The following is a 24,005-nucleotide window of genomic DNA, read 5'->3' as shown; positions in this document are numbered from 1 at the left end:
GCCACCGGCAACCGATTCGATCTTGTTGACGATGCTCGGCTGGCCACCGACGAACACGTCGTCCGGTGCAGTGATGGTGAAGGTACCGCTGGCGCTGCCGGCTGGAATGGTGACCTTGGTGCCGTCAGTCAGGGTGAAGGTCAGGCCGTTGTGGCCGGTGACCGACAGACCCTGGGCATTGGTCAGCGTCACGGTGTAAGTGATCTGGCCACCTTCGGACACAGTGGTCTTGTCGGCAGTGAGGGTCGCAACGACTTCGCTGACGGTGTCGGTGATCTGCACGGTGGCATCGCCACCCAGTTCCAGGTTCTCGAAGGTCTTGCCCGCCACGCTGGCATCAGTCACGCCAAGGGTCACCGAGCTGGCGTCCTTGAACACGTCGTCGCCCTGAGCCGGCAGGCTGTAGGTGGCCTGGGTCTGGCCGGCGCTGATGACCACGGTGGCGCCATTGGACAGGGTCACGGTCAGGTCATGGTCGAGCTTCTGGCTGACCGACACGGTGAAGGTCGGCTGCTCGGCCTCGGTCACGTTGCCATTGCTGGCGATGCTGACGGTCACCGTGTCGATGCTGTCGCTGATCACGGTCTGGGTCGGCGTGGTGTCGGGTTCCAGCTTCTCGAAATTGCCACCGGTAGCACCGGTGATGCTGGTGCTGACCGTGCTGCCATTGACGAACACATCGTTGGCCGGGGTCTGGAAGTCAACGCTGCCGGTGCTTTCGCCGGCCTTGACGGTGATGGTCTGGCCGTTGGACAGGGTGACGGTGACCGGAGTCTGCGCCGGATTGGTCAGGGTCACGGTATAGGTGATCACACCGCCTTCGGTGACGCTCGGGGTGGCGGTCAGGGTGGCGGTGGTGGTGTCGATCGAGTCGTTGATCTTCGTTTCAGCTGGCGTCGGGTTCGGCTCCAGTTTCTCGAAGTTGCCGCCCGTTGCCCCCGTGATCGTGGTGCTGACGGTGCTGCCGTTGTTGTAGACGTCATTGGCCGGGGTCTGGAAGTCGACACTGCCGGACGACTTGCCGGCCTCGATGGTGACGGTCTGGCCATTGGAGAGAGTGACGGTGACCGGGGTCTGGGCCGGGTTGGTCAGGGTCACGGTGTAGGTGATCACGCCGCCTTCGGTCACGCTCGGGGTCGCGGTCAGGGTGGCGGTGGTGGTGTCTATCGAGTCGTTGATCTTGGTTTCAGCAGGTGCCGGGTTCGGCTCCAGTTTCTCGAAGTTGCCACCCGTTGCCCCCGTGATCGTGGTGCTGACGGTGCTGCCATTGTTGTAGACATCGTTGGCCGGAGTCTGGAAATCAACGCTGCCGGTGCTTTCGCCGGCTTTGACGGTGATGGTCTGGCCATTGGACAGGGTGACGGTGACCGGGGTCTGGGCCGGGTTGTTCAAGGTCACGGTGTAGGTGATCACGCCGCCTTCGGTCACGCTCGGGGTCGCGGTGAGCGTGGCGGTGGTGGTGTCGATCGAGTCGTTGATCTTGGTTTCAGCTGGCGTCGGGTTCGGCTCCAGTTTCTCGAAGTTGCCACCCGTTGCCCCCGTGATCGTGGTGCTGACGGTGCTGCCATTGTTGTAGACGTCGTTGGCCGGAGTCTGGAAGTCGACGCTACCGGACGACTTGCCAGCCTCGATGGTGACGGTCTGGCCATTGGACAGGGTGACGGTGACCGGGGTCTGGGCCGGGTTGGTCAGGGTCACGGTATAGGTGATCACGCCGCCTTCGGTGACGCTCGGGGTGGCGGTGAGCGTGGCGGTGGTGGTGTCGATGGTGTCGGTGACCTGGGTAACCGCCGGGGTGGTGCTCGGCGTGACGATCAGGCCGTTACCGCCAGTCGTGCCGGTAATGGTCGCGGAAATCTGGCCGCCATCGATGTAGGGCGTGTCGTTGGCCGGGATGTTGACGTTGACGGTGCCGGTGGTCTGGCCGGCCGGGATCACGATGACGGCGCCGTTGGACAGGGTCACGGTCAGGTTGGTCAGCGGTGGCTGGCCGACGGTGGCGGTATAGACGATGACGCCACCCGCCTCGGTGATCGTGGGGGTGGCGCTCAGGGTCAGCCCTGTGGTGAGCGGGACGTTGGTCGTGTTGGTGCCGGCAGCGTTGCCGTCCAGTCCGCCCAGTTCCTCGTTCGCCAGGCCGGTGGCGAAGCCGATAGGGCCGGTGGGGAAGCCAATGGTCGGGTCGACCACCCCGGCGGTCTCTTCGAGCAGGACGAAGCTGTGTCCGCCGCCGACCGAACCGCCGCCTGCCGCGGCCGGACCAGCTGCGGTGGCTTCCAGCTCGGTGGTCGGGTCGGCACCGGCGGCGATGGCCTGTTGCAACTCTTCGACCGAGGGCGCTGCCTGGGCGGTGGCCTGGTTCAGGTCGATGCTGCTGTCGGGCGCATCGGCGCTCCACTGGGTGTCGCGGCCCAGGTCGAGCACACGGCCGTCGGCCAGTTCCAGGGTGACCGCGCCGCCCGCGCCGGTGTCTACCTGTTCGCCCGCCAGCAGGCGATCGCCTTCGATCAGTACGCGCCGGATGCCTTCTGGGGAAACTGCGATGACTTGGCCAACAATGCTTTTGACGATGGCGACAACAGTGCTCATTGGACTCTCCGGGCTACCTGTTCAGTTGGCTTCCATGCCTGGCCGGCGTTCGAGGCGGCGACTGATGGAATGTTTCAAATATGTTTTTGACGCTGATTTGCGTCAATTTTACGTCTATAATTTCTGGCTATTAAGTTTATGCCAAACTATTGACCTTCTGGCTGCCATCCTAAACAATCGCCAAGGTAATGTCACATTGATATTTGGCCAGCAAAGCCCTTTCTTTCGTATTAATCGCACTGCCTATTCGGAAGCTTCCTACATACAAGATCAGGGTTTGCCATTTTCCAAGGCAGGCACGGCTTCGGCTGTGATTTGGGACAACAGCTCTCTCGGGAACCAGTAAAAATGCGTGCGTCACTGTTCACCGCTCTTCCTTTCGCTCTCGCCGCCACATTCGTTCAAGCACAAACCTTGCCCGAAGCCATGCAGAAGGCCCTTGAGGTCCATCCGGAAATCCAGGCTGGCGTGAACGCCCGCACGGCTGCGGACTATCAGCTGCGCGCTGCCCAGGGCGGCTATTTGCCGCGGGTCGACGTGACCGCCGGTTACGGTCGCGAGGGCACCGACAGCCCAAGCACCCGCAACCGCTGGGAGACCCTGAACCGTGGCGAGTCGGCCATCCGCCTGCGGCAGATGGTCTTCGACGGCTTCGCCACCTCCAGCGAGGTCGGCCGTCAACAGGCCACCGTCAACGCCCGCGCCTACTCCCTGCTGGGGACCTCCGAGCGCACCGCGCTGACCGTCGCCCAGGTCTACCTGGACGTGCTGTCGCGCCGCGAGATGGTGCGCCTGGCCGAAGACAACCTGCGCAACCACGAGCGCATCCTCGACCAGATCAAGCTGCGCACCAGCCGCGGCGTCGGCCGCCTGGCCGACCTCGACCAGGCCGAGGCGCGCCTGGCCCAAGCCCGCAACAACCTGATCACCGAGCAGACCAACCTGGCCGATGCCAACACCAACTACCTGAGCGTCGTCGGACAAATGCCCGACGAGTTAAGCACGCCCGCGCCATTTGTCGACCTGCTGCCGGCCACCCTCGACGAGGCCCGCCACCAGCTGGTCGAGCAAAGTCCGATCCTGCGCTCGGCCGAGTCGGACATCGCCGCCGCCGAGAAGCAATACGAAGCGGCAAAGTCTACGTTCTATCCACGTTTCGATGCCGAACTCGGACGAACGGCCGACAACAACCTCGACGGCGCCGTCGGCCACAACAACGAATGGCAGGCCATGCTGCGCATGAACTTCAATTTGTACGCCGGTGGCAGCAACAAGGCCGACCTGGAATCGAAGTCGTACCTGGCCAACCAGGCACTGGACATTCGCAACAACGCCTTGCGCCAGCTCAATGAGGAGTTAGGCTTGGCATGGAATGCTCTGGAGAACGCCAACGCCCAGGTGCCGATCGCCCAGCAGTACGTCGATCACAGCAACCGTGTGCGCAGCGCTTATCAGCAGCAGTTCGGCCTGGGCGAGCGAACCCTGCTCGACCTGCTCGACAGCGAGAATGAAACCTTCACCGCCCAGCGCCGTCTGGTAGAGGTGAAAAACACGCAAATGTTTACTCAGTATCGAATCAAGGCGACCATTGGTCAGCTGCTCAAGAGCCAGGGTGTCGTAGCACCGATGGCGTCCGTTGTGCAGAACGACCTGAAACCCAAGGTGAACCTGCCAGGCATGAACTGAAAGGCGCCTTGAACCTACCCCGCAAGGATGAAGAGAGCGCCGCGTGGAATCCGAAGTCAGTCGAGTCCAACTCAGCCACGATCCACGCAGTCAGCATGACGACCCGCTGCTGGACAGCCTGCTGACCCTGTGTGTCCTGCACCAGAAGCCCGCCAGCCGGGCCATGCTGACCACCGGGCTGCCCTTGCCCTCGCAGCGCCTGACCCCCGAGCTGCTGCCCCGTGCAGCCGCCCGGGCCGGGCTGCAGGGGCGCCTGCTGCAGCGCAAGCTCGAGCAGATCCCCAGCATCGCCATGCCGGCGATGCTGCTGCTCAAGGAAGGCCGTTGCGCCGTCCTGCTCGGCTGGGAGAACGAAGACACCGCGCGCCTGCTGCTCAGCGAGAGCGACGGTGGCGAGGTGCATGTCACCCGTGAGGCGCTGCAGGGCGACTACAGCGGCAAGGTGTTCTTCGCCCAGCCGCAGCACAAGTTCGACGTCAACCACGGCAACCTGATCCCGCGCGCGCGCTCGTGGTTCCGCGACACCCTGCTGCGCAGCAAGTGGCTGTACATCGATGCCATCGCCGCCAGTCTGGTGATCAACCTGATTGCCCTGGCCGCGCCGTTGTTCGTGATGAACGTGTACGACCGCGTGGTGCCCAACCAGGCCACCTCGACCTTGTGGGTGCTGGCCATCGGTATTGCCGGTGCCTATGTCTTCGACCTGATTCTCAAAGGCTTGCGCAGCCTGTGCCTGGACCTGGCCGGCAAGAAGACCGACCTGATCATCTCGGCGACGCTGTTCGAGCGCATCGTCGGGATGTCGATGAAGTACCGCCCGGCACGGGTCGGCAGCTTCGCCCAGAATATCCACGAGTTCCAGGGCCTGCGCGACTTCCTCGCCTCGCTGACCCTGACCAGTCTGATCGACCTGCCGTTCACCTTCCTGATCCTCATGGTCATCGCCATCATTGGTGGGCACCTGGTGTGGATTCCGATCCTGGCCTTCCCGTTGGCGCTGGGCATCGGCTATGCCCTGCAGAAGCCGTTGATGGCAACCATGGAGCGCACCATGGCCCTGGCCTCCGAGCGCCAGTCGAGCCTGATCGAGACCCTCGCCGGGCTGGATGCGGTCAAGGTCAACAACGCCGAGAGCGAGCGCCAGTACATGTGGGAGCAGACCCTCGGCACCCTGAGCCGCCTGGAGCTGCGGGTGAAGGTACTGTCGGGCCTGGCCATGAACATCACCGCGCTGATCCAGCAACTGGCCGGTGTGGCGATGATCTGCGTGGGTGTGTACCTGATCATCGACGGCAACCTCAGCATGGGCGGCCTGGTGGCCTGCTACATGCTCAGCGGTCGCGCCCTTGGCCCGCTGGGCTCGCTGAACGGCCTGCTGGCCCGCTACCAGCAAGCCAAGGTGACCATGGTCGCCACCGACCAGATGATGGAACTGCCCCAGGAGCGCAACTTCGAAGAGCGCCCACTGAGCCGCCAGGTGCTGCAGGGCGCCATCGAGTTCCGTGGGGTCGAGTTCACCTACCCGAATCAGCAGAACCAGGCGCTCAAGGGCATCAACCTGAACATTCGCCCGGGCGAGAAGATCGGCATCATCGGCCGCAGCGGGTCGGGCAAGAGTTCCCTGGCCAAGCTGATCGTGGGCCTGTACGAACCGGACAACGGCTCGCTGCTGGTCGATGGCGTGGACATCCGCCAGATCGACGTCAGCGAACTGCGCCACAACATCGGCTACGTGCCCCAGGACATCCAGCTGCTGGCCGGCACCCTGCGCGACAACCTGGTGAGCGGTGCCCGCTACATCGAGGACGAACTGATTCTCCAGGCTGCGGAACTGGCCGGCGTGCATGAGTTCGCCCGGCTGCACCCCGACGGCTACGAGCTGCAGGTCGGCGAGCGTGGCCAGAACCTCTCCGGCGGTCAGCGGCAGAATGTCGCCCTGGGCCGCGCGCTGCTACTCAACCCGCAGATCCTGCTGCTCGACGAGCCCACCAGCGCCATGGACAACACCGGCGAGGAGCGTCTCAAGCAGCGCCTGGCCGCGGTGATCGAGAACAAGACCGTGCTGCTGGTCACCCACCGGGCTTCGTTGCTGTCGCTGGTGGACCGGTTGATCGTCATCGATCGTGGACAGATTGTCGCGGATGGCCCGAAAGCCGCCGTCATGGATGCGCTGAAGAAGGGGCAGATCAGTGTTGCATAAGCTGGATATCGGGCGTTTCAAGGACAACCTGCGCCGCTACTTCAAGGGCTCCGAGTCGCTGGCCGGCCAGCCGCTACCCGAGGTCAACAAGGCGTTGATCGAGGACGCGCCACGGGTGGTGCGCCTGACCATCTGGGGCGTGATCGCGTTCTTCCTGTTCCTGATCATCTGGGCCAGTGTCGCGCCCATCGACGAGGTGACGCGCGGGGAGGGCAAGGCCATCCCGTCGTCCAAGGTGCAGAAAATCCAGAACCTCGAGGGCGGCATCGTCGCCGAAATCTTCGCCAAGGAAGGGGAGATCGTCGAGGTCGGCCAGCCGCTGCTGCGCCTGGACGAAACCCGCTTCGCCTCCAACGTCGACGAGACCGAGGCTTCGCGCCTGGCCATGGCCTTGCGCGTGCAGCGCCTGACGGCCGAGGTCGAGGACAAGCCGCTGCAGATCGACGAAGAACTGCGCAAGGCCGCGCCAAGCCAGGCCGCCAACGAACAGTCGCTGTACCAGAGCCGTCGCCAGCAACTGCAGGACGAGCTTGGCGGCCTGCAGCAGCAACTGGTGCAGAAGCAGCAGGAGCTGCGCGAGTTCAACTCCAAGCGCGCCCAGTACGCCAACAGCCTGCAGTTGCTGCGCCAGGAAATCGCGATGTCCGAGCCGCTGGTGGCCCAGGGCGCGATCTCCCAGGTCGAGGTGCTGCGCCTGCGTCGCGCCGAGGTCGAGAACCGTGGCCAGATGGACTCCACCGCCCTGGCCATCCCCCGTGCCGAGGCGGCGATCAAAGAAGTCGAGAGCAAGATCGAGGAGACCCGCGGCAAATTCCGCAGCGAGGCGCTGACCCAGCTCAACGAGGCCCGCACCGAGCTGAACAAGGCCACCGCCACCAGCAAGGCGCTGGACGACCGCGTGCACCGCACCATGGTCACCTCGCCGGTGCGCGGCATCGTCAAGCAACTGCTGGTCAACACCATCGGCGGGGTGATCCAGCCGGGCAGCGACATCATCGAGATCGTGCCGCTGGACGACACCCTGGTGGTAGAGGCGAAGATCCTGCCCAAGGACATCGCCTTCCTGCACCCGGGCCAGGAAGCCACGGTCAAGTTCACCGCCTATGACTACACCATCTACGGCGGCATGAAGGCCAAGCTCGAGCAGATCGGCGCCGACACCATCACCGACGAAGACAAGAAGACCACCTACTACCTGATCAAGCTGCGTACCGACAAGAGCCACCTGGGCACGGACGAGAAGCCGCTGCTGATTATTCCGGGGATGGTGGCGACGGTGGATATCATGACCGGCAAGAAGACCATCATGAGCTATCTGCTCAAGCCGATCATCAAGGCCCGCAGCGAGGCGCTTCGCGAGCGCTGATCGATCTTGTGGGAGCGGCCTCGGTAAGGCCGCTCCTTCATATGGATATGTCGTAACGGTATTTAAAATCCTTTTCTTATGACTTTATAGTCACCCCACTGCGTACCCGCCGACCAATCGGCGCGCCGCACGACTCGAACCCACACGGGCAATCCCCGTGCGTTTCCGATCGTTGCGCGCCCTGAAGTCGCGCACTGCGTGGGAGTGAACAATGCCAGCCGCCTCGAACGCCTTGTCGACCATCGACAGCGCCCTGCCGCAAACCTTCGACATCCGTCCGTTCCCCGGCGCCGTTGGTGCCGAGATCATCGGCCTCGACCTGGCCCGTGCGGTCAATGCCGAGGATTTCACCCGTATTCACCGCGCCCACCTGGACCATCACGTCCTGGTGTTTCGCGACCAGCGCATTACCCCCGAACAGCAGATCGCCTTCAGCCGCCGTTTCGGCGAGCTGCAGATCCATGTGCTCAAGCAGTTCCTGCTCGCCGGCCATCCCGAGATCCTGATCGTTTCCAATATCGTCGAGGACGGCCGCAACGTCGGCCTGGGCGATGCCGGCAAGTTCTGGCATTCGGACCTGTCGTACAAGGAGCTGCCGAGCCTGGGCTCGATGCTGCACGCCCAGGAGCTGCCCAGCGAAGGCGGTGACACCTTGTTCGCCGACATGCACAAGGCCTGGGACGCGCTGCCCGAGGCCCTGCGTCGGGTCGTCGAGGGCCGCAGCGCCGCCCACTCCTACACCGCCCGTTACGCCGAGACCAAGTTTGAAGGCAACTGGCGCCCGACGCTGACCGCCGAGCAACTGGCCCAGGTCCAGGAGGTTATCCATCCGGTGGTGCGTACCCACCCGGAAAACGGCCGCAAGGCGCTGTTCGTCAGCGAAGGCTTCACCACCCGCATCGTCGGCCTGCCGGATGACGAAAGCCGCGACGTGCTGCAACAGCTGTACGCCTTGAGCGTGTTGGAGCAGAACATCTATCGCCACCAATGGCAGCCCCACGACCTGGTGTTCTGGGACAACCGCTCGCTGATCCACCTGGCCACCGGTTGCCCCGCGCACCTGCGCCGCAAGCTGTACCGCACCACCATCCAGGGCGATGCCCCATTCTGACGACTGAGGAAACACATCATGCGCAAATCCATCAGCCGCCTGGCGGCAAGTATCGGCCTGGGCGCCAGCTTGGGTCTGGGCAGCCTGGCGGCGCCGACCGTGGCCCACGCCGAAGGGCAGATCCGCATCGCCGAACAGTTCGGCATCGTCTACCTGCTGCTCAATGTGGTGCGCGACCAGCAACTGATCGAGAAGCACGGCAAGGAGCAGGGCCTCGACATCAAGGTCGACTGGGCCCAGCTGTCCGGTGGCGCGGCGATCAACGACGCCTTGCTGTCCGGCTCGGTGGACATCGCCGGCGCCGGTGTCGGGCCGCTGCTCACGGTGTGGGATAGAACCCGCGGCCGGCAGAACGTCAAGGCCGTGGCCTCGCTGGGCAACTTCCCGTACTACCTGGTCAGCAGCAACCCCAATGTGAAGACCATCGCCGATATCTCCGACAAGGACCGTATCGCCGTCCCGGCGGTGGGCGTTTCGGTGCAGTCGCGCTTCCTGCAGTATGCCGCCGCCCGGCAGTGGGGCGACAAGGAGTACAACCGCCTCGACAAGTACACCCTGGCCGTGCCGCACCCGGACGCCACCGCGGCTTTGCTGGCCGGCGGCACCGAGCTCAACGGGCACTTCTCCAACCCTCCGTTCCAGGACCAGGTGCTGGCCAACAAGAACGTGCACGTGGTGCTCGACAGCTACGACCTGCTCGGCCCCAACTCACCGACCCTGCTGTTCGCCACCGAGAAATTCCGCAAGGACAACCCCAAGACCTACAAGGCCTTCGTCGACGCCCTGGCCGAGGCCGCCGACTATGCCCAGAAGGACAAGGCCGGCGCCGCCGACACCTACATCCGCGTGACCAAGGCCAAGATCGACCGCGAGGCGCTGATCAAGCTGATCGACAACCCGCAGTACGAATTCACTGTCACGCCGAAGAACACCTACAAGTTGGCCGAGTTCCTCTACCGGGTCGGCGCGATCAAGAACAAGCCCGAATCGTGGAAGGACTACTTCTTCCAGGATGAACGCCCGTTGCAGGGGAGCTGAGCGCCGATGACCGCCCCATTGCCAGGCCACACGGCCAGCAACCTGAGCCGTGTCGCCACCCCACCGCTGCTGGCGGTGGACAACCTGAGCCTTGAATACCGCACCGCCCAGCGCGTGGTGCGGGCCACCCACCAGGTCAGTTTCGAGGTCGACCGCGCCGACCGTTTCGTCTTGCTCGGCCCGTCCGGCTGCGGCAAGTCCACCTTGCTCAAGGCCGTGGCCGGCTTCATCGCGCCACGGGAAGGGCAGATCCTGCTCCAGGGCCAGCCGGTGCGCGGTCCGGGGCCGGACCGCATCGTGGTGTTCCAGGAGTTCGACCAGTTGCCGCCGTGGAAGACGGTGAAGCAGAACGTGATGTTCCCGCTGCTGGTGTCCGGCCAGCTCAAGCGCGCCGAGGCCGAGGAGCGGGCGCTGCATTACCTCGAGAAAGTCGGCCTGGCCGCCTTCGCCGACGCCTACCCGCACACCCTGTCCGGTGGCATGAAGGCCCGCGTGGCCATCGCCCGGGCACTGGCCACGCAGCCGAAGATCCTGCTGATGGACGAGCCGTTCGCCGCCCTCGACGCCCTGACCCGGCGCAAGATGCAGGAAGAGCTGCTGCTGCTGTGGGAGGAGGTGCGCTTCACCCTGCTGTTCGTCACCCACTCCATCGAAGAGGCGCTGGTGGTGGGCAATCGCATCCTGCTGCTGTCGCCGCATCCCGGGCGGGTGCGGGCCGAGGTGCACAGCCACCAGTATGACCTCGGTAGCCTCGGCGCCAGCGATTTCCAGGCCAGTGCCCGGCGTATCCACCGGCTGTTGTTCGACGAGGCCGATGCCTCGACGCCAGCGGACGATCTGGGCTTCAACGATATCCGTATCGCCTACTGACGGGAGCCAGGGCATGACGACGACACCTGTACGCCAGGAATACGAAGTGCAGCTGCAACCCCTGCCGGGTGTGCCGCTGGAGCGCGAGCTGCCGCTGGTGCAACGCTTGTGGCAACAGGGCTGGCTGCGCAAGGCCGTGATCCTGGTACTGCTTGCGTTGGTCTGGGAGGCCGTTGCCCGCTATACCGGCAACGACCTGCTGCTGCCGAGCTTCCTGCAGACCGTCAGCGCGTTGTGGGACGGGCTGCTCAGCGGCGAGCTGCCGGCCAAGGTCGGTGTATCGCTGGTGGTGCTGCTCAAAGGCTATGTGCTGGGCATCGTCCTGGCCTTCGGCCTGACCAGCCTCGCCGTCTCGACGCAAGTGGGGCGCGATCTGCTGGGCACGCTGACCTCGATGTTCAACCCGCTGCCGGCCATCGCCCTGCTGCCGTTGGCCTTGCTCTGGTTCGGCCTGGGCGACAACAGCCTGATCTTCGTGCTGGTGCACTCGGTGCTGTGGGCGCTGGCGCTGAACACCTACGCGGGCTTCCTGGGCGTGTCCGAGACCCTGCGCATGGCCGGGCGCAACTACGGGCTGCGCGGCCTGCGCCTGGTGCTGCATATCCTGGTGCCGGCGGCGCTGCCGTCGATCCTGTCGGGGCTGAAGATCGGCTGGGCCTTCGCCTGGCGTACGCTGATCGCCGCCGAGCTGGTGTTCGGCGCCAGCAGCGGCAAGGGCGGGCTGGGTTGGTACATCTTCCAGAACCGCAACGAGCTGTATACCGACAAGGTGTTCGCCGGATTGGCGGTGGTAATTCTTATCGGCCTGCTGGTGGAGGGGCTGGTGTTCAACACCCTGGAGCGGCTGACCGTGCGGCGGTGGGGGATGCAGCGCTAGGGCTCGCGGAGCTCAATTCCGATACCGCGCCGCAGCGCTGTCCAGCGTCCGCGCAATCTCCTCGCGCAGCGCCTGCGGCGCTTCCACCACCAGCCCATCCCCCTGGCTCAGCAACCACCAGCGCAGGGGCCAGCCGTCCGCCACCGTCGCCCGCAGCCGGTGCCCCTGTTCCAGGGCAGTCAGTTGCATGTCGGCAGTCAACGGCGCTTCGCGCAGTCGGCGGGCCAGCAGGTCGCTGATCCATGCCTGCAACTCGACCCCTTCCCCTTGCCCTGGCTGCAGCGTATCGCCGCGCAGGTACCCCTGCAGGTCGAAATTCCCACGCAGCTCGCCACCGGCATTGGCCGACCAGTGCCAGCCGAACGGGATGCTCTTGTCGTTGCGCTCCAGCGGGAAGATCAGCGACAGCTCGTTGAGGTCGCGCTCGACCGTGCGCTTGCTGACGGTGAAGCCCACGTCACGCAGGCGCCACACCAGTTCGGCACTGGTGATCCCGGGGGAGCGGCTGGGCAATTGACGGAGCAAGGCCCATTGGCGGCTGAGGGTGGCGCGGGTGGTGGCGAACGGCAAAAGGAAACGTCCTTGTCTAGGCTTGCCGGCATAGGATGGCGGCACGGGTAGGGCATGGCAATTGGCCACAGCGTGCTCAGATCAAGGAAGATGCAATTGGTTGCCTGGGATCAATTCGTTCGCGACAGGTTTTGTCGTGGCATCGCGCAGAATCACGCCTCACCACAGTGGAGGTTGGAGCTGTGGGTCGTTCAATGAGGATGAACATGTCTGCCGCCAGCAATATCCATTCGCTGCTCGCCCGGCTTCTCCCCGAGCGGATCGTCCCGGCCCCGGCACGCCCCGGACAGCGCCACAGGCTGTTCGCCGGGGTCGGCATGCCCAGCCAGCAGGCCTTGAGCGGCGAGCGTTTCGGCCTGGCCGATCGGCTGGACGAGGCGGTCGACCTGCAGGCGGTCTACCACGACCTGTGCCGCCAGGCTTTGCTGGGCAATGTCGCGGCGCTCAATGACCTGGGCTGGATCTGGCTCAACGGCAAGTACTGGCGCGGCGACACCGTGCTGGCCGGCCACCTGTTGCGCATGGCTGCGCTGCAGGGCAATGCCGCGGCCTGGTTCAACCTTGGCCAACAGCATTACTTCGGCAAGGGTGTGGATGTCTCCTACGCCAACGCGGCCGAATACTACCGGCATGCCTTCGAGCGGGGCATGGTGCATGCCGCTGCGGCGCTGGGAGATTTGTACGAAGAAGAGGTGTGCGAGGGCGACCAGGTGTGGCAGGTCGACCCGTTCGAGGCGTACCAGTGGTTCCTGCGTGGCGCCCAGCGCGGGGAGACGCGCTGCCGCTTCGAGGTGGGCTACCGCTTGTTGCATGGGGTGTATGTCGAGGCGGACACCAAGGCCGGGCTGTATTGGCTGGAGCTGGCGGCGGCGACTGGCGTGATGCAGGCGGCCGAGGAGTTGGCGGTGCATTTCAGCAGCCGCGATGCGGCGCGCTACCTCGGCTGGCGCGACCAGGCCATCCAGATGGGCAGCACCCTGGCGCTGACCATGAAGCTGGAAGACCAGATCCAGCCGTGAGGCAATGTTCAGCGCGATCCCTGGAGCGGCCTTGCCGAGGCGTCGGACCGGTCGCTCCAGGGATCGTGTTATCCGGCCAGATCGCGGGTAGATGAACAACCTTTCATCGTTTCCCTCCGTCACCCCCGGTTGACGACAGGGGTAGGGCAGGGCGTATATTGATAGTTAGCAAACTATGAATATCCTCGGTTCCCATATGTCCCTCGACGCACTGCACCTGAAAATCAGCAGCGGCATGGTCGTCGCTGCCCGTCATTGGCGGCGCCTTTGCCAGGGCGCCCTGACCGGCTACGGCATTTCCGAAGCCTGCGCCGTGCCGCTGCTGATGATCGTGCGCCTGGGCGACGGTGTGCATCAGGTGGCAGTGGCGCAGGCGGCCGGGCTGGAAAGCCCGTCGCTGGTGCGCCTGCTCGACCAGCTGTGCAAGGCCGGGCTGGTCTGCCGCAGCGAGGATCCGCTGGACCGCCGCGCCAAGGCCCTGAGCCTGACCGTCGAGGGGCGCGCCCTGGCGGAGTCCATCGAAGGCGAACTGGTGCGCCTGCGCCGTGAGGTGCTCGGCGGTATCGACCAGGCCGACCTGGACGCCACCTTGCGGGTGATCCAGGCGTTCGAAGCCGCGGGCGTGATGCCATGAGTGGCTTCTTCAGCTCCGTGCCCCCGGCCCGCGACTGGTTCTACGGCGTGCGCACCTTCGCCGCGTCGATGATCGCCCTGTACATCGCCTTGCTCATGCAGTTGCCGCGTCCCTACTGGGCCATGGCCACGGTGTACATCGTCTCCAGCCCGTTCCTCGGCCCCACCACCTCCAAGGCGCTTTACCGGGCCCTGGGTACGTTGCTGGGCGCCGGCGGAGCGATCCTACTGGTGCCGCCGCTGGTGCAGTCTCCGCTGCTGCTGAGCATTGCCATCGCCCTGTGGACCGGCACCTTGCTGTTCCTTTCGTTGAACCTGCGCACGGCCAACAACTACGTGCTGATGCTGGCCGGCTATACCCTGCCGATGATCGCCCTGGCGGTGGTCGACAACCCGCTGGCGGTGTTCGACGTTGCCTCGTCCCGCGCCCAGGAGATCTGCCTGGGCATCGTCTGCGCGGCGGTGGTCGGCGCGATTTTCTGGCCGCGCCGGCTGGCGCCGGTGGTGGTGGGCGCGACCGGCAACTGGTTCACCGAGGCGATCCGCTACAGCGATACCTACCTGGCCCGCGAGGCCAGCGCCGACAAGGTCGGCGGCATGCGTGGCGCGATGGTTGCCACCTTCAACTCGCTGGAATTGATGATCGGCCAGCTCGGCCACGAAGGCGCCGGCCCGCATACCCTGAAAAATGCCCGTGAGCTGCGTGGCCGGATGATCCACCTGTTGCCGGTGATCGATGCCCTGGACGACGCCCTGATCGCCCTCGAGGGCCGCGCCCCGGCCCAGTTCGCCCAGTTGAAACCGGTACTCGATGCTGCTCGTGAATGGGTCAAGGGCACTGCCGACAGCGCCTCGGTGGCGCGCTGGACCGCCCTTCACGAGCGGATCGACCGCCTGCAGCCCGGCGCCGCCGCCATCGACCAGCGCGCCGAACTGCTATTGTCCAACGCCCTCTACCGGCTGACCGAATGGGCCGATCTCTGGCAGGACTGCTGCAGCTTGCAGCACGCCCTGCGCAAGGACGACGCCACGCCCTGGCGCGCGGTCTACCGTCACTGGCGCCTGGGCCGTCTGACGCCGTTCTTCGACCGTGGCCTGATGCTCTATTCGGTGTTCTCCACCGTCACCGCCATCATCGTCGCCTGCGGCCTGTGGATCGGTCTGGGCTGGAACGACGGCGCCAGCGCGGTGATCCTCGCCGCCGTGTCGTGCAGTTTCTTCGCCGCCATGGACGACCCGGCGCCGCAGATCTACCGGTTCTTCTTCTGGACCTTGATGTCGGTGATCTTCTCCAGCCTGTACCTGTTCCTGGTACTGCCCAACCTGCACGACTTTCCGATGCTGGTGCTGGCCTTCGCGGTGCCGTTCATTTGCGTCGGCACCCTGACCGTGCAGCCGCGTTTTTACCTCGGTACCCTGCTGACCATCGTCAACACTTCGACCTTCATCAGTATCCAGGGCGCCTACGACGCCGACTTCTTCACCTTCATCAACGCCAACCTGGCCGGTCCCGTGGGCCTGCTGTTCGCCTTCATCTGGACCCTGGTGGTGCGCCCGTTCGGCGTGGAGCTGGCGGCCAAGCGCATGACCCGCTTCACCTGGCGCGACATCGTCGAGATGACCGCGCCGGCCACCCTGGCCGAGCACCGCCAGGTCGGCGTGCAGATGCTCGACCGCCTGATGCAGCACCTGCCGCGCCTGTCGCAGACCGGCCAGGACAGCGGCGTGGCCCTGCGCGACCTGCGCGTGGGCCTGAACCTGCTCGACCTGCTGGCCTACCTGCCGCGCGCCGGCGCCGAGGCCCGCGAACGCCTGCGCACGGTGATCGAGGAGGTCGGCAGTCACTACGCCGCCTGCCTGCGTGCCGGCGAGCGCCTGCATGCCCCGGCGGCGCTGCTGCGCAACATGGAGCGTGCGCGCCTGGCGCTGAACCTGGACGAATTGTACGAACGCGGCGACGCCCGCACCCACCTGCTGCACGCCTTGAGCGGCCTGCGCCTGGCGCTGCTGCCGGGCGTGGAAGTGATGCTCGAGCCTGCCGAGCAAACGCAACTGCCCCCCGGACTCGACGGAGCGCCCCTGTGATCGGTGAACTGGATATCAGCGGGGTGTTCCTGCCCACGCTGCTGGTGATGATGTTTGGCACCTACCTGCTGTTCCTCGGGGTGCACGCGGTGCTGGTGCGCCTGCATTTCTACCGCCTGGTCTGGCACCGGGCGCTGTTCAACGTTGCCCTCTATGCCGTGCTGCTTGGCGCGGTGGACCACTTTTGCCGAAGCCTGATGCTGCCATGAAAAAACCTTTGCTGACCCTGGGCCGCGTGGTCCTGACCTTGCTGGTAGTGACCTTCGCCGCCGTGCTCGTGTGGCAGATGGTGGTGTACTACATGTTCGCCCCCTGGACCCGAGATGGGCATATCCGTGCCGACGTGATCCAGATCGCCCCGGATGTGTCCGGGCTGATCCAGAAGGTCGAGGTGCGTGACAACCAGACCATCAAGCGCGGTGACGTGCTGTTCACCATCGACCAGGACCGCTTCACCCTGGCCCTGCGCCAGGCCAAGGCGACCCTGGCCGAGCGCCAGGAAACCCTGGCCCAGGCCTCCCGCGAGGCGCAGCGCAACCGCAAGCTGGGCAACCTGGTGGCGGCCGAGCAGCTTGAAGAGAGCCAGTCCCGCGAGGCCCGCGCCCGCTCGGCGGTGAACGAGGCCCAGGTGCAGGTGGATGTGGCCCAGCTCAACCTCGACCGCTCGGTGGTGCGCAGCCCGGTGGACGGTTACCTCAACGACCGCGCCCCGCGTGCCCACGAGTTCGTCAGCGCCGGGCGTCCGGTGCTGTCGGTGGTCGACAGCGCCTCGTACCATGTCGATGGTTACTTCGAAGAGACCAAGCTGGGCGGTATCCATATCGGCGATGCCGTGGAGATCCGCGTGATGGGCGACAACACCCGACTGCGTGGCCGGGTACAGAGCCTGGCCGCCGGCATCGAAGACCGCGACCGCAGCAGCGGTGCCAACCTGCTGCCCAACGTCAACCCGGCGTTCAGCTGGGTGCGCCTGGCCCAGCGGATTCCGGTGCGCATCGCCTTCGATGAAGTGCCGGAAGACTTCCGCATGATCGCCGGACGCACCGCCACGGTGTCGATCATCGAGGGCCAGCATCCATGAAACAGCTGATCCTGGCCGGGCTGTGCCTGTCCCTGGGGGCCTGCATGATGGTCGGCCCTGACTACGAGCTGCCCAAGGACGCCGCCGTGCAGCGCGACGACCTCAATGGCCCGCTGCGCCAGGACGCCGACAGCGTGGTCTCGGCGCCGGTGCCCGAGGACTGGTGGCAGTTGTACCAGGATCAACGGCTCAACGAGCTGGTGCGCCAAGCCCTGAGCGCCAACACCGAACTGCGCGTGGCCGCCGCCAACATCGCCAAGGCCCGCGCCCAGGTGGAGGTGGCCGAATCCCAGGGGGGCTTCAACGGTGGAGTCAAGCTGGGCGCCCAGCGCCTGCAGGAGTCCGGCGAAGCGTTCCTGCTGCCGGAGAAAGTGCCGGTGGCCAATATCGGCGAAGCGATCATCAGCGCCAGCTACCAGTTCGACCTGTGGGGTACCTTCAAGCGCGGCACCGAGGCCGCCAAGGCCAACGCCGACGCGGTGCAGGCTGCCGCCGACACCGCGCGCATCACCCTGGTGGCCGATGTGGTCAAGGCCTATACCCAGGTGTGCTCGGCCAACGAGGAATACCACATCGCCCGAGAGTCGCTGGACCTGCAGCAGCAGAGCGTGCAACTGACCCAGCGTCTGCGCGACGCCGGGCGTGGCGACGAGACCCAGGTCACCCGTTCGCAGACCCAGTTCAAGTCCCTGCGCGCCGAACTGCCGCGCTTCAAGGCCGAGCGTGAGGCGGGCCTCTACACCCTTTCTGCGTTACTGGCCAAGCCGGTCGAGCAGTTGCCCGCCGGCACCGCCGATTGCGCCGAACTGCCCCACCTGTCGCAGCTGGTGCCGGTCGGTGACGGCGCGGCCCTGCTCAAGCGCCGCCCGGACGTGCGTCAGGCCGAGCGCCAGCTGGCGGCGGCCACCGCCAGCATCGGCGTGGCCACCGGCGCGCTGTACCCGGATATCAGCATCGGCGCCCAGGTGGGCACCATCGGCATCCTCGAGAACCTCGGCGAGCCGGCCACCAACCGTTGGGGCTTCGGTCCGCAGATAAGCTGGAACATCCCCACCAACGGCACCCGCGCGCGCATTCGCATGGCCGAAGCCTCGACCCAGGCGGCATTGGCGCATTTCGACGGGGTGGTGCTCAACGCCATTCGCGAAACCCAGACCCGCCTGGCGCAGTACAGCGCGCTGCTGGAACGGCGCGATGCCCTGGCCGAGGCAGAGCGTTCGGCCAAGGAGTCGGCGGACCAGACGCATCTGCGTTACCAGGTGGGGCGTGAGTCGTTCCTGGCGGACCTGCAGGCGACGCGGACCTATACAGACGTAAGGGCGCAGCTGGCGGCGGCCAACAGCCAGGTGGCGATGGGGCAGATAGGGGTGTTTCTGGCCTTGGGTGGCGGCTGGAAGGACAGTGCCAGGCCTTGATGATTCACCTGTAGGAGCGGCACAAGGCCGCTCCAGGGATTGTGTGGGTTAGTTCAGCACCCGCGCCGGCTCATCCGGCGGCAGGTTGTCCCGCCCACGCGGCTGCTTCGTCTGCCCAGGCACCGAACCGCCCAACTGCTCGGCCAGCTGCTGCGCCACATCCTCGCCCAGCGCCTTCGACACATCACGCACCACCCGCGGACGGTTCAGCGTCACGCGGCGGTCCTGGCCCTTCACCAGCTTGGTGTCCTGCCCCTCACCCATGGCGGTGAACGCCGAGGTGATCTCGTAGGTGCGGGTGTTGATCAGGCTGAAGTCGGCGACCACGGTCAGGCCCAGCACCGCCGAGTAGCTGTCGGTGTGGTCCAGCGAGTTGATGTCCTGCTGGAAGTCGATGTCCGACAGGGTGCCGAACAGCACGTAGTCGGCACCCTTGAACGCGCCATTCTTGATGCGGCGGATCACGTCGTAGACGTCTTCCTTCGAGTCGGCGGTATAAGGACGGCCCTGGACCAGCTGGAACATGCCGGTCTTGAGGATCTCACCCTTGATGTCGCCACCGAACTTGCGCAGCTCGGTCTGCTCGATGTAGCTGTTAAGGCTCTCGTACTCGCTGTAGCTCGACTGGCCGCTGGCGTGATACATGCCGGCCTGGCCGCTGCTCTGGGCGTTGATGGTGTGGATGTATTCCTCCACCTGCGCCTGGTAGGCCAGGTCGGTCACCGCCACCTTGGGGGCCGCCTGCGCGCCGAAGGCGCAGGCCAGGCCGATGATTGCCATCCATGCACGCATCGATCAGCGCTCCGTGGTCTTGCGGATTTCTTTTTCGTCCATCCACTCGGCCAGGCCGCTTTCCACGTCGATCAGCTGCAGGCTGAACTTGTAGAACACGTCCTTGTAGTCGCTGCTGCGCTTGACGATCGAGCTGATCGAGCCTTCCAGACGGTACTTGGCGGCGATCATGTTGCCGGTCTTGGCCACGGTCTTCTTCTTGTACAGACCGCTCTGGTTCTGCAGCTTGAGCTGGTCGACCTGGCTCTGCATGTCGGTGTTGTCGCTGGCGAAGCGGGCGGCGCCGGACTTCATCAGCTGGGTCTTGATGGAGGTGGTGATCTCGCGGGTATCGATGTACTCGCTGGTCTTGTTCTTGACGTCGTACACCTGCACCACCGGGCGGCCGTGCAGCACGCCGGACTGGGCCAGGGACCGGGTCATGCTCTCGGCGATCATCTGCAGGTCGGTGGAGCCGAACTCGTTGGTCACCAGCTCGACGGCCTTGCTGTCGCCGTAGCTGATGTTCTTGCCGCCGAGTACCGGCGACGGGGTGCTGCAACCGCTGACCAGGGCAATGGCGATGGCGGCGAGGGAAAGGCGTGCAAACATGGAACGTGCTCCTGAAAGGGATTACCGGGTGTGGACTTCGAGGCGGAAGTCGCGGGCAGCGGGGCTCGGGGCGATGGCGGGCAGGAACTTGGCCTGCTTGCCGTACAACGGCAGGGCTTTCCAGCTCTCCTCGTCGGCCACCGGGAAACCGTCGCTGCCCAGCCAGGCGAAGCGGTAGAAGAGTGTCTGGTTGCTGCGGCTGGTGTTGGTCAGCGCCACGTTGACGGTGAGGTAGCCGTTCTCGCGGGCGACGCGCATCTGGCCGACTTCGATGTCATCCAGCTGGCCCATGGTCACCACCTTGCTGGCGGCGCTGCCAGGGGCTGGGGGCGGGGTGGCGCAGCCGGCCAGGAGGGCGACGGCGGCCAGTGCGAGGCATGTTCTGCGCATGTTCGATCCTTGGGTTACTTGAGGCTGGCGACAGCGGTGGCTGCGGCCTGCGGTGCGACGACGACGGCCGGGCCGCCAGCGAATACGCGATTGCCGACCACGCGCAGGGTGACCACCTGGTAGGGGCGATCGACCTTCACGGTGACCTGGGTGCCGCCGAGGCTCGACGGCAGGCTCAGGTGGTGTTCGCCTGGCTTGAGGCGTACGCGGGCCACCTGGGTTTCGTCGGGCAGGGTGCGCCAGGTGCGGGTATCGGCGCCTTCCAGCACGGTGGAGGCGATGCCCACCACCAGCCCGGCCATCGGGTTGGTCTTGTTCAGGTTCTTCTGCGCCACGCCGCGGCTGATGGCGCGCACGCTGGTGCGCAGGATGATGCCCGGCATGTCGTCGCGCAGGGCGCGGCGCGACATGGCCGTGGTGCTGTTGAGCGCGGTCAGGGCCAGGGCCTTGTCGTTGAGCTGGATCTCGCCCAGGTGCGCGGTCGAGGTGTCTTCCTTGATGATCGGGAAGGACAGCGGGGTGATCACCAGGTTGTCCTGGATCGGCAGCGGCAGGGGAATGCGGATCGAGTCACGGGCCGGGGCCAGGCCGGTCTGCACCACGATCAGCACATCGCTTTCGCCGGCCTTGGCGCTGTTCTTGTCCAGGTCGAGCAGCGCCTGGTCGAGCAGCGGCGTGTTCGGGCGCAGCTCGGCGGCCTTGCGGTAGCCCGGCGCGGCCAGGCCCTTCTCGCCGAGGGCCTCGTAGACATAGCCGGACAGGTAATGGCTGAAGGCGCTCTGGTAGCTGTTCTTCAGGCCGACCACCTCTGGGGCGTCGAGGCTGGCGACCGGGTAACCCTGCAGGTCCTTGTACTCGGTCTTGATGCCTTCCTTCTCGGCCTCTTCCTCGCGCTTGAGGTATTCCTTGTCGCGCAGCTCGGCGATGATCGCCTCACGCTCGTGGGTCTTCTTGATCTCGGTGCGGGCACCGTCGAAATCGTTCTGTGCCAGCAGGTTCAGGGCCATCTGCGTGGTCAGCATGACTTTTTCGTAGTCATAGCCTTCGTAGCGGCGAACCTTGTCGTTGACCAGGTAGCTGCCGAACTGGCTCAGGTACTTGTCGGTGTCGAGCTTGACCGACTCTTCCCATTGGAACACCACGCTGTCGGCCGAGCGCCAGGCGTCCTGGCTGCCCTTGAGGTCACCCTTGGAGCGCAGCAGCTCGCCTTTTTCGAAGTAGTAGAGCAGGTCTTTCTGCTCGCCCTTGTTGTTGCTCTCGAGCAGGGCGAGGGCGGCGTCGACGTTGCCGGCGGCCAACTGCTTGTTGGTCTCCTGCAGTTCGCTGTCGTAGCTGCGGAACACCGAGCAGCCGGTGAGCTGCACGGCGGCGACCAGGGTCGCCAGGGTGAGGGCGCGGGATACCATCGGACTTCTTCTTTCCCTGAAACGGTTGGCCGCGTGGGCGGGGGCGGCAGATCCCTCTGTTTTATCGCCAGAACCTCTCGATGGAGGCGCCTTGATTGCTAATGGCTATTACGGCGGCGCGGGATTATACCCAAAGTAGTAGTACGGTGATGGCGAATTGCTTCGCATTTTTGGCGCCGATGCCATCAGTTGGAAAAATGCATTCCCGGTCGGTGCATTCCGTCAATTTGTCTCAAGATTTTTCATGAAATCTGCCCATGAGCCTTGAGCAGGGGAGAGTGGAAGTGAACAATGTTCTCTTTCGTATTTCCGTCGAGATTGGCCATGACTTCCCGTTCCCGTCTGCTTGCCTGGCTGCCTGCCCTGCTGTTTGGCCCGGTGCTGGCCCTGTGCAGCACCCCGACGCTGGCCGAAGCAACCGCCGAGGCGACCAAGGCGCTGCACCTGCTGGATTACATCGGTGCCGACTATCCGCCGACCGTACGCGACGGCAAGGTGGTGGACGACGGGGAATACCGCGAGCAGCAGGAGTTCAGCGGCGTGCTGGCCGAGCTGGTCAAGGGCCTGCCCGCGCATGCCGAGCACGGTGCCCTCGAGCAGGGTGTGCAGAGCCTGCGCGAGGCCATCGACCAGCGTCAGGACGGCGCCGCTGTTGCCCGCCAGGCCCGCCAACTGGGGGCGCGTCTGGCAGTGGCTTACGAGGTCAGCCAGGCCCCGGTGATCACCCCGGACCCAGCCCGCGGCGCGGCGCTGTATGCGCAGAACTGCGCGATCTGCCACGGTGACACCGGCCTGGGCGACGGCCCGGCCGGCATCGGCCTGGAGCCTGCGCCGGCCGACCTGCGCGATACCAGGCGCCTTGACCAGTTGAGCCTGTTCGACCTGTACAACACACTCGGGCTGGGCATTGAAGGCACCGAGATGCCGTCGTTCGCCGAACAACTCGACGAGCGCCAGCGCTGGGACGTGGCGGCCTACATCGCCAGCTTCACCGCCGACCCGCAGGCGGCCAAGGGCGACAAGACCTGGAACATCGCCGACCTGGCCCGGCAGACTCCGGCCGAAGTCGCCGCCAGCGAAGGCGCGGATGCCGTGGCCGCGTTCCGCGCCCAGCGCGCGCAGCCGCCGCAGGTCAAGCGCGGCCCGGCGCAGTTGCTCGAATACACCTCCAGTACCCTGGACAAGAGCCTGGCGGCCTACCGCGCCGGCGACCACGATCAAGCCTACGATTTGTCGGTGGCGGCCTACCTGGAAGGCTTCGAGCTGGTGGAAAGCTCGCTCGACAACATCGACGCCCAGGCCCGCAAGGACACGGAAAAGTCACTGATGGCCTACCGTCAGTCGTTGCAGGACGGCCTGCCGGTGGCCCAGGCCGAACAGCGTCTGGCCGAGGCCAAGGCCAGGCTGGAGCAGGCCTCCAAGCTGCTGGGCAGCGATGGCCTGAGCTGGTCGTTGAGCTACGTCTCCGGCCTGCTGATCCTGCTGCGCGAGGGCCTGGAGGCGATCCTGGTGCTGGCGGCGATCCTGGCCTTCCTGCGCAACACCGGTCAGCAGTCGGCGGTGCGCAGCGTCAATATCGGCTGGGGCCTGGCGCTGGTCGCCGGCTTCGCCACCTGGGCCCTGGCGGCCTATGTGATCGACGTCGGCGGTGCGCAGCGGGAACTGCTCGAAGGTTGTACGGCGCTGTTCGCCGCGGTGATGGTGCTGTGGCTCGGCGTGTGGATGCACGATCGACGTCACGCCGCCGCCTGGCAGGACTACATCAAGCGCAGCCTGGTCACTGGCGGCGGGCGCTTCGGCTTTGCCTTGCTGGCGTTCTTCTCGGTGTACCGCGAGCTGTTCGAGGTGATCCTGTTCTACGAGACCCTGTGGCTGCAGGCCGGCCCGGCTGGCCATCAGGCGGTGCTGGCCGGTGGCGCCACGGCGTTGGTGCTGCTGGTGGGCCTGGCCTGGGTGATCCTGCGCGGCTCGGCCAAGCTGCCGCTGTCGTTGTTCTTCAGCATCAACGCGGCGCTGTTGTGCGCGCTGTCGGTGGTGTTCGCCGGGCATGGCGTCAAGGCCCTGCAGGAAGCCGGGGTGTTGGGAACGCGGCCGGTGGCGTTCTTCGAGTTCGACTGGCTGGGGATTCATGCCGATGCCTATTCGCTGGGCGCGCAGGTCGTGGCGTTGCTGGCAATCGTGTTCCTCTACGGGCGCAGCCGGCTGGCCGAGAAGCGCCGGACAGCGGCCAGCTGAGATACTTCAGGGCCGTCATGCGGCCCATCGCGACGTAAGGCCACTCCACAG

Annotated in this window: 20 protein-coding genes; 14 read left to right on the top strand and 6 right to left on the bottom strand. The window is 65.5% G+C overall.

Going from position 1 to position 24,005, the window contains the following annotated elements; translation table 11 throughout:
- Positions 1-2,589: retention module-containing protein (locus AC25M7_RS17530; RefSeq protein WP_486971317.1), on the bottom strand; the 2,589-nt coding region annotated here is incomplete at its 3' end.
- A gap of 348 nt (positions 2,590-2,937) precedes the next feature.
- On the opposite strand from AC25M7_RS17530, the gene AC25M7_RS17525 reads away from it, so the two are divergent.
- The 7 genes from AC25M7_RS17525 (at position 2,938) to AC25M7_RS17495 (ending at position 11,737) form a co-directional block, all read left to right on the top strand.
- Positions 2,938-4,275: a TolC family outer membrane protein gene (locus AC25M7_RS17525; protein ID WP_028689257.1), complete on the top strand. Its 1,338-nt coding sequence runs from the start codon at positions 2,938-2,940 to the stop codon at positions 4,273-4,275.
- 43 nt (positions 4,276-4,318) lie between these two features.
- Entirely contained in the window at positions 4,319-6,475 is a 2,157-nt protein-coding gene (locus AC25M7_RS17520) for a type I secretion system permease/ATPase (protein ID WP_028689256.1), read from the top strand.
- A complete protein-coding gene (locus AC25M7_RS17515; protein ID WP_028689255.1) occupies positions 6,465-7,841 on the top strand; it encodes an HlyD family type I secretion periplasmic adaptor subunit in 1,377 nt (458 codons plus the stop codon). Before AC25M7_RS17520 ends, AC25M7_RS17515 begins: the two co-directional genes overlap by 11 nt.
- Positions 7,842-8,052: 211 nt before the next feature.
- Positions 8,053-8,952 (top strand): TauD/TfdA dioxygenase family protein, encoded by a 900-nt coding sequence (locus AC25M7_RS17510; protein WP_069016486.1) that lies wholly within the window; start codon positions 8,053-8,055, stop codon positions 8,950-8,952.
- Between the two features lie 18 nt (positions 8,953-8,970).
- Complete coding sequence (locus AC25M7_RS17505; protein ID WP_062362644.1) at positions 8,971-9,990, top strand: ABC transporter substrate-binding protein; 1,020 nt, start codon at positions 8,971-8,973, stop codon at positions 9,988-9,990.
- 6 nt (positions 9,991-9,996) lie between these two features.
- Complete coding sequence (locus tag AC25M7_RS17500; RefSeq protein ID WP_062362647.1) at positions 9,997-10,860, top strand: ABC transporter ATP-binding protein; 864 nt, start codon at positions 9,997-9,999, stop codon at positions 10,858-10,860.
- Between the two features lie 13 nt (positions 10,861-10,873).
- Positions 10,874-11,737 (top strand): ABC transporter permease, encoded by an 864-nt coding sequence (locus AC25M7_RS17495; protein ID WP_486971316.1) that lies wholly within the window; start codon positions 10,874-10,876, stop codon positions 11,735-11,737.
- Positions 11,738-11,749: 12 nt separating this feature from the next.
- Here the strand turns inward: AC25M7_RS17495 and AC25M7_RS17490 are convergent, their stop codons facing one another.
- Positions 11,750-12,307: a WYL domain-containing protein gene (locus AC25M7_RS17490; protein WP_028689250.1), complete on the bottom strand. Its 558-nt coding sequence runs from the start codon at positions 12,305-12,307 to the stop codon at positions 11,750-11,752.
- Between the two features lie 206 nt (positions 12,308-12,513).
- Between AC25M7_RS17490 and AC25M7_RS17485 the strand changes: the two genes are divergently transcribed.
- The 6 genes from AC25M7_RS17485 to AC25M7_RS17460 all read left to right on the top strand — a co-directional run bounded on the left by AC25M7_RS17485 (position 12,514) and on the right by AC25M7_RS17460 (position 18,540).
- A complete protein-coding gene (locus AC25M7_RS17485; RefSeq protein WP_207852043.1) occupies positions 12,514-13,326 on the top strand; it encodes a tetratricopeptide repeat protein in 813 nt (270 codons plus the stop codon).
- 196 nt (positions 13,327-13,522) lie between these two features.
- Positions 13,523-13,960, top strand: coding sequence for a MarR family winged helix-turn-helix transcriptional regulator (locus AC25M7_RS17480; RefSeq protein WP_028689248.1), 438 nt, complete (start codon positions 13,523-13,525; stop codon positions 13,958-13,960).
- Positions 13,957-16,044: an FUSC family protein gene (locus AC25M7_RS17475; protein WP_486971315.1), complete on the top strand. Its 2,088-nt coding sequence runs from the start codon at positions 13,957-13,959 to the stop codon at positions 16,042-16,044. The genes AC25M7_RS17480 and AC25M7_RS17475 overlap by 4 nt, the downstream gene beginning before the upstream one ends.
- A complete protein-coding gene (locus AC25M7_RS17470) occupies positions 16,041-16,253 on the top strand; it encodes a DUF1656 domain-containing protein (RefSeq protein ID WP_016392395.1) in 213 nt (70 codons plus the stop codon). The genes AC25M7_RS17475 and AC25M7_RS17470 overlap by 4 nt, the downstream gene beginning before the upstream one ends.
- On the top strand, positions 16,250-17,125 hold the full coding sequence (locus AC25M7_RS17465; RefSeq protein WP_028689246.1) for an efflux RND transporter periplasmic adaptor subunit: 876 nt from the start codon (positions 16,250-16,252) through the stop codon (positions 17,123-17,125). The genes AC25M7_RS17470 and AC25M7_RS17465 overlap by 4 nt, the downstream gene beginning before the upstream one ends.
- Positions 17,122-18,540 carry an efflux transporter outer membrane subunit gene (locus AC25M7_RS17460; RefSeq protein ID WP_486971314.1) on the top strand — a complete coding sequence of 473 codons (1,419 nt, stop codon included), beginning with the start codon at positions 17,122-17,124 and terminating at the stop codon, positions 18,538-18,540. Before AC25M7_RS17465 ends, AC25M7_RS17460 begins: the two co-directional genes overlap by 4 nt.
- A gap of 48 nt (positions 18,541-18,588) precedes the next feature.
- Here AC25M7_RS17460 and AC25M7_RS17455 read toward each other — a convergent pair whose 3' ends face one another.
- The 4 genes from AC25M7_RS17455 to AC25M7_RS17440 are packed head-to-tail and all read right to left on the bottom strand — an operon-like array spanning position 18,589 to position 21,719.
- On the bottom strand, positions 18,589-19,332 hold the full coding sequence (locus AC25M7_RS17455; RefSeq protein WP_028689244.1) for a hypothetical protein: 744 nt from the start codon (positions 19,330-19,332) through the stop codon (positions 18,589-18,591).
- A 3-nt stretch (positions 19,333-19,335) separates the two neighbouring features.
- Entirely contained in the window at positions 19,336-19,923 is a 588-nt protein-coding gene (lpoB, locus tag AC25M7_RS17450) for a penicillin-binding protein activator LpoB (protein ID WP_028689243.1), read from the bottom strand.
- A 21-nt stretch (positions 19,924-19,944) separates the two neighbouring features.
- A complete protein-coding gene (locus AC25M7_RS17445; protein WP_028689242.1) occupies positions 19,945-20,313 on the bottom strand; it encodes a YcfL family putative periplasmic lipoprotein in 369 nt (122 codons plus the stop codon).
- Between the two features lie 14 nt (positions 20,314-20,327).
- Positions 20,328-21,719 carry a COG3014 family protein gene (locus AC25M7_RS17440; protein ID WP_062362660.1) on the bottom strand — a complete coding sequence of 464 codons (1,392 nt, stop codon included), beginning with the start codon at positions 21,717-21,719 and terminating at the stop codon, positions 20,328-20,330.
- 291 nt (positions 21,720-22,010) lie between these two features.
- Here AC25M7_RS17440 and AC25M7_RS17435 point away from each other — a divergent pair, with 291 nt between their 5' ends.
- Positions 22,011-23,954: a cytochrome c/FTR1 family iron permease gene (locus AC25M7_RS17435; protein WP_062362663.1), complete on the top strand. Its 1,944-nt coding sequence runs from the start codon at positions 22,011-22,013 to the stop codon at positions 23,952-23,954.
- The last annotated feature ends 51 nt before the right edge of the window (positions 23,955-24,005 follow it).

Source organism: Pseudomonas sp. P106(2024) (assembly GCF_057480815.1).
The sequence above is the reverse complement of the archived record's forward strand: the minus strand, read 5'-3'. Positions and strand labels throughout refer to the sequence as shown.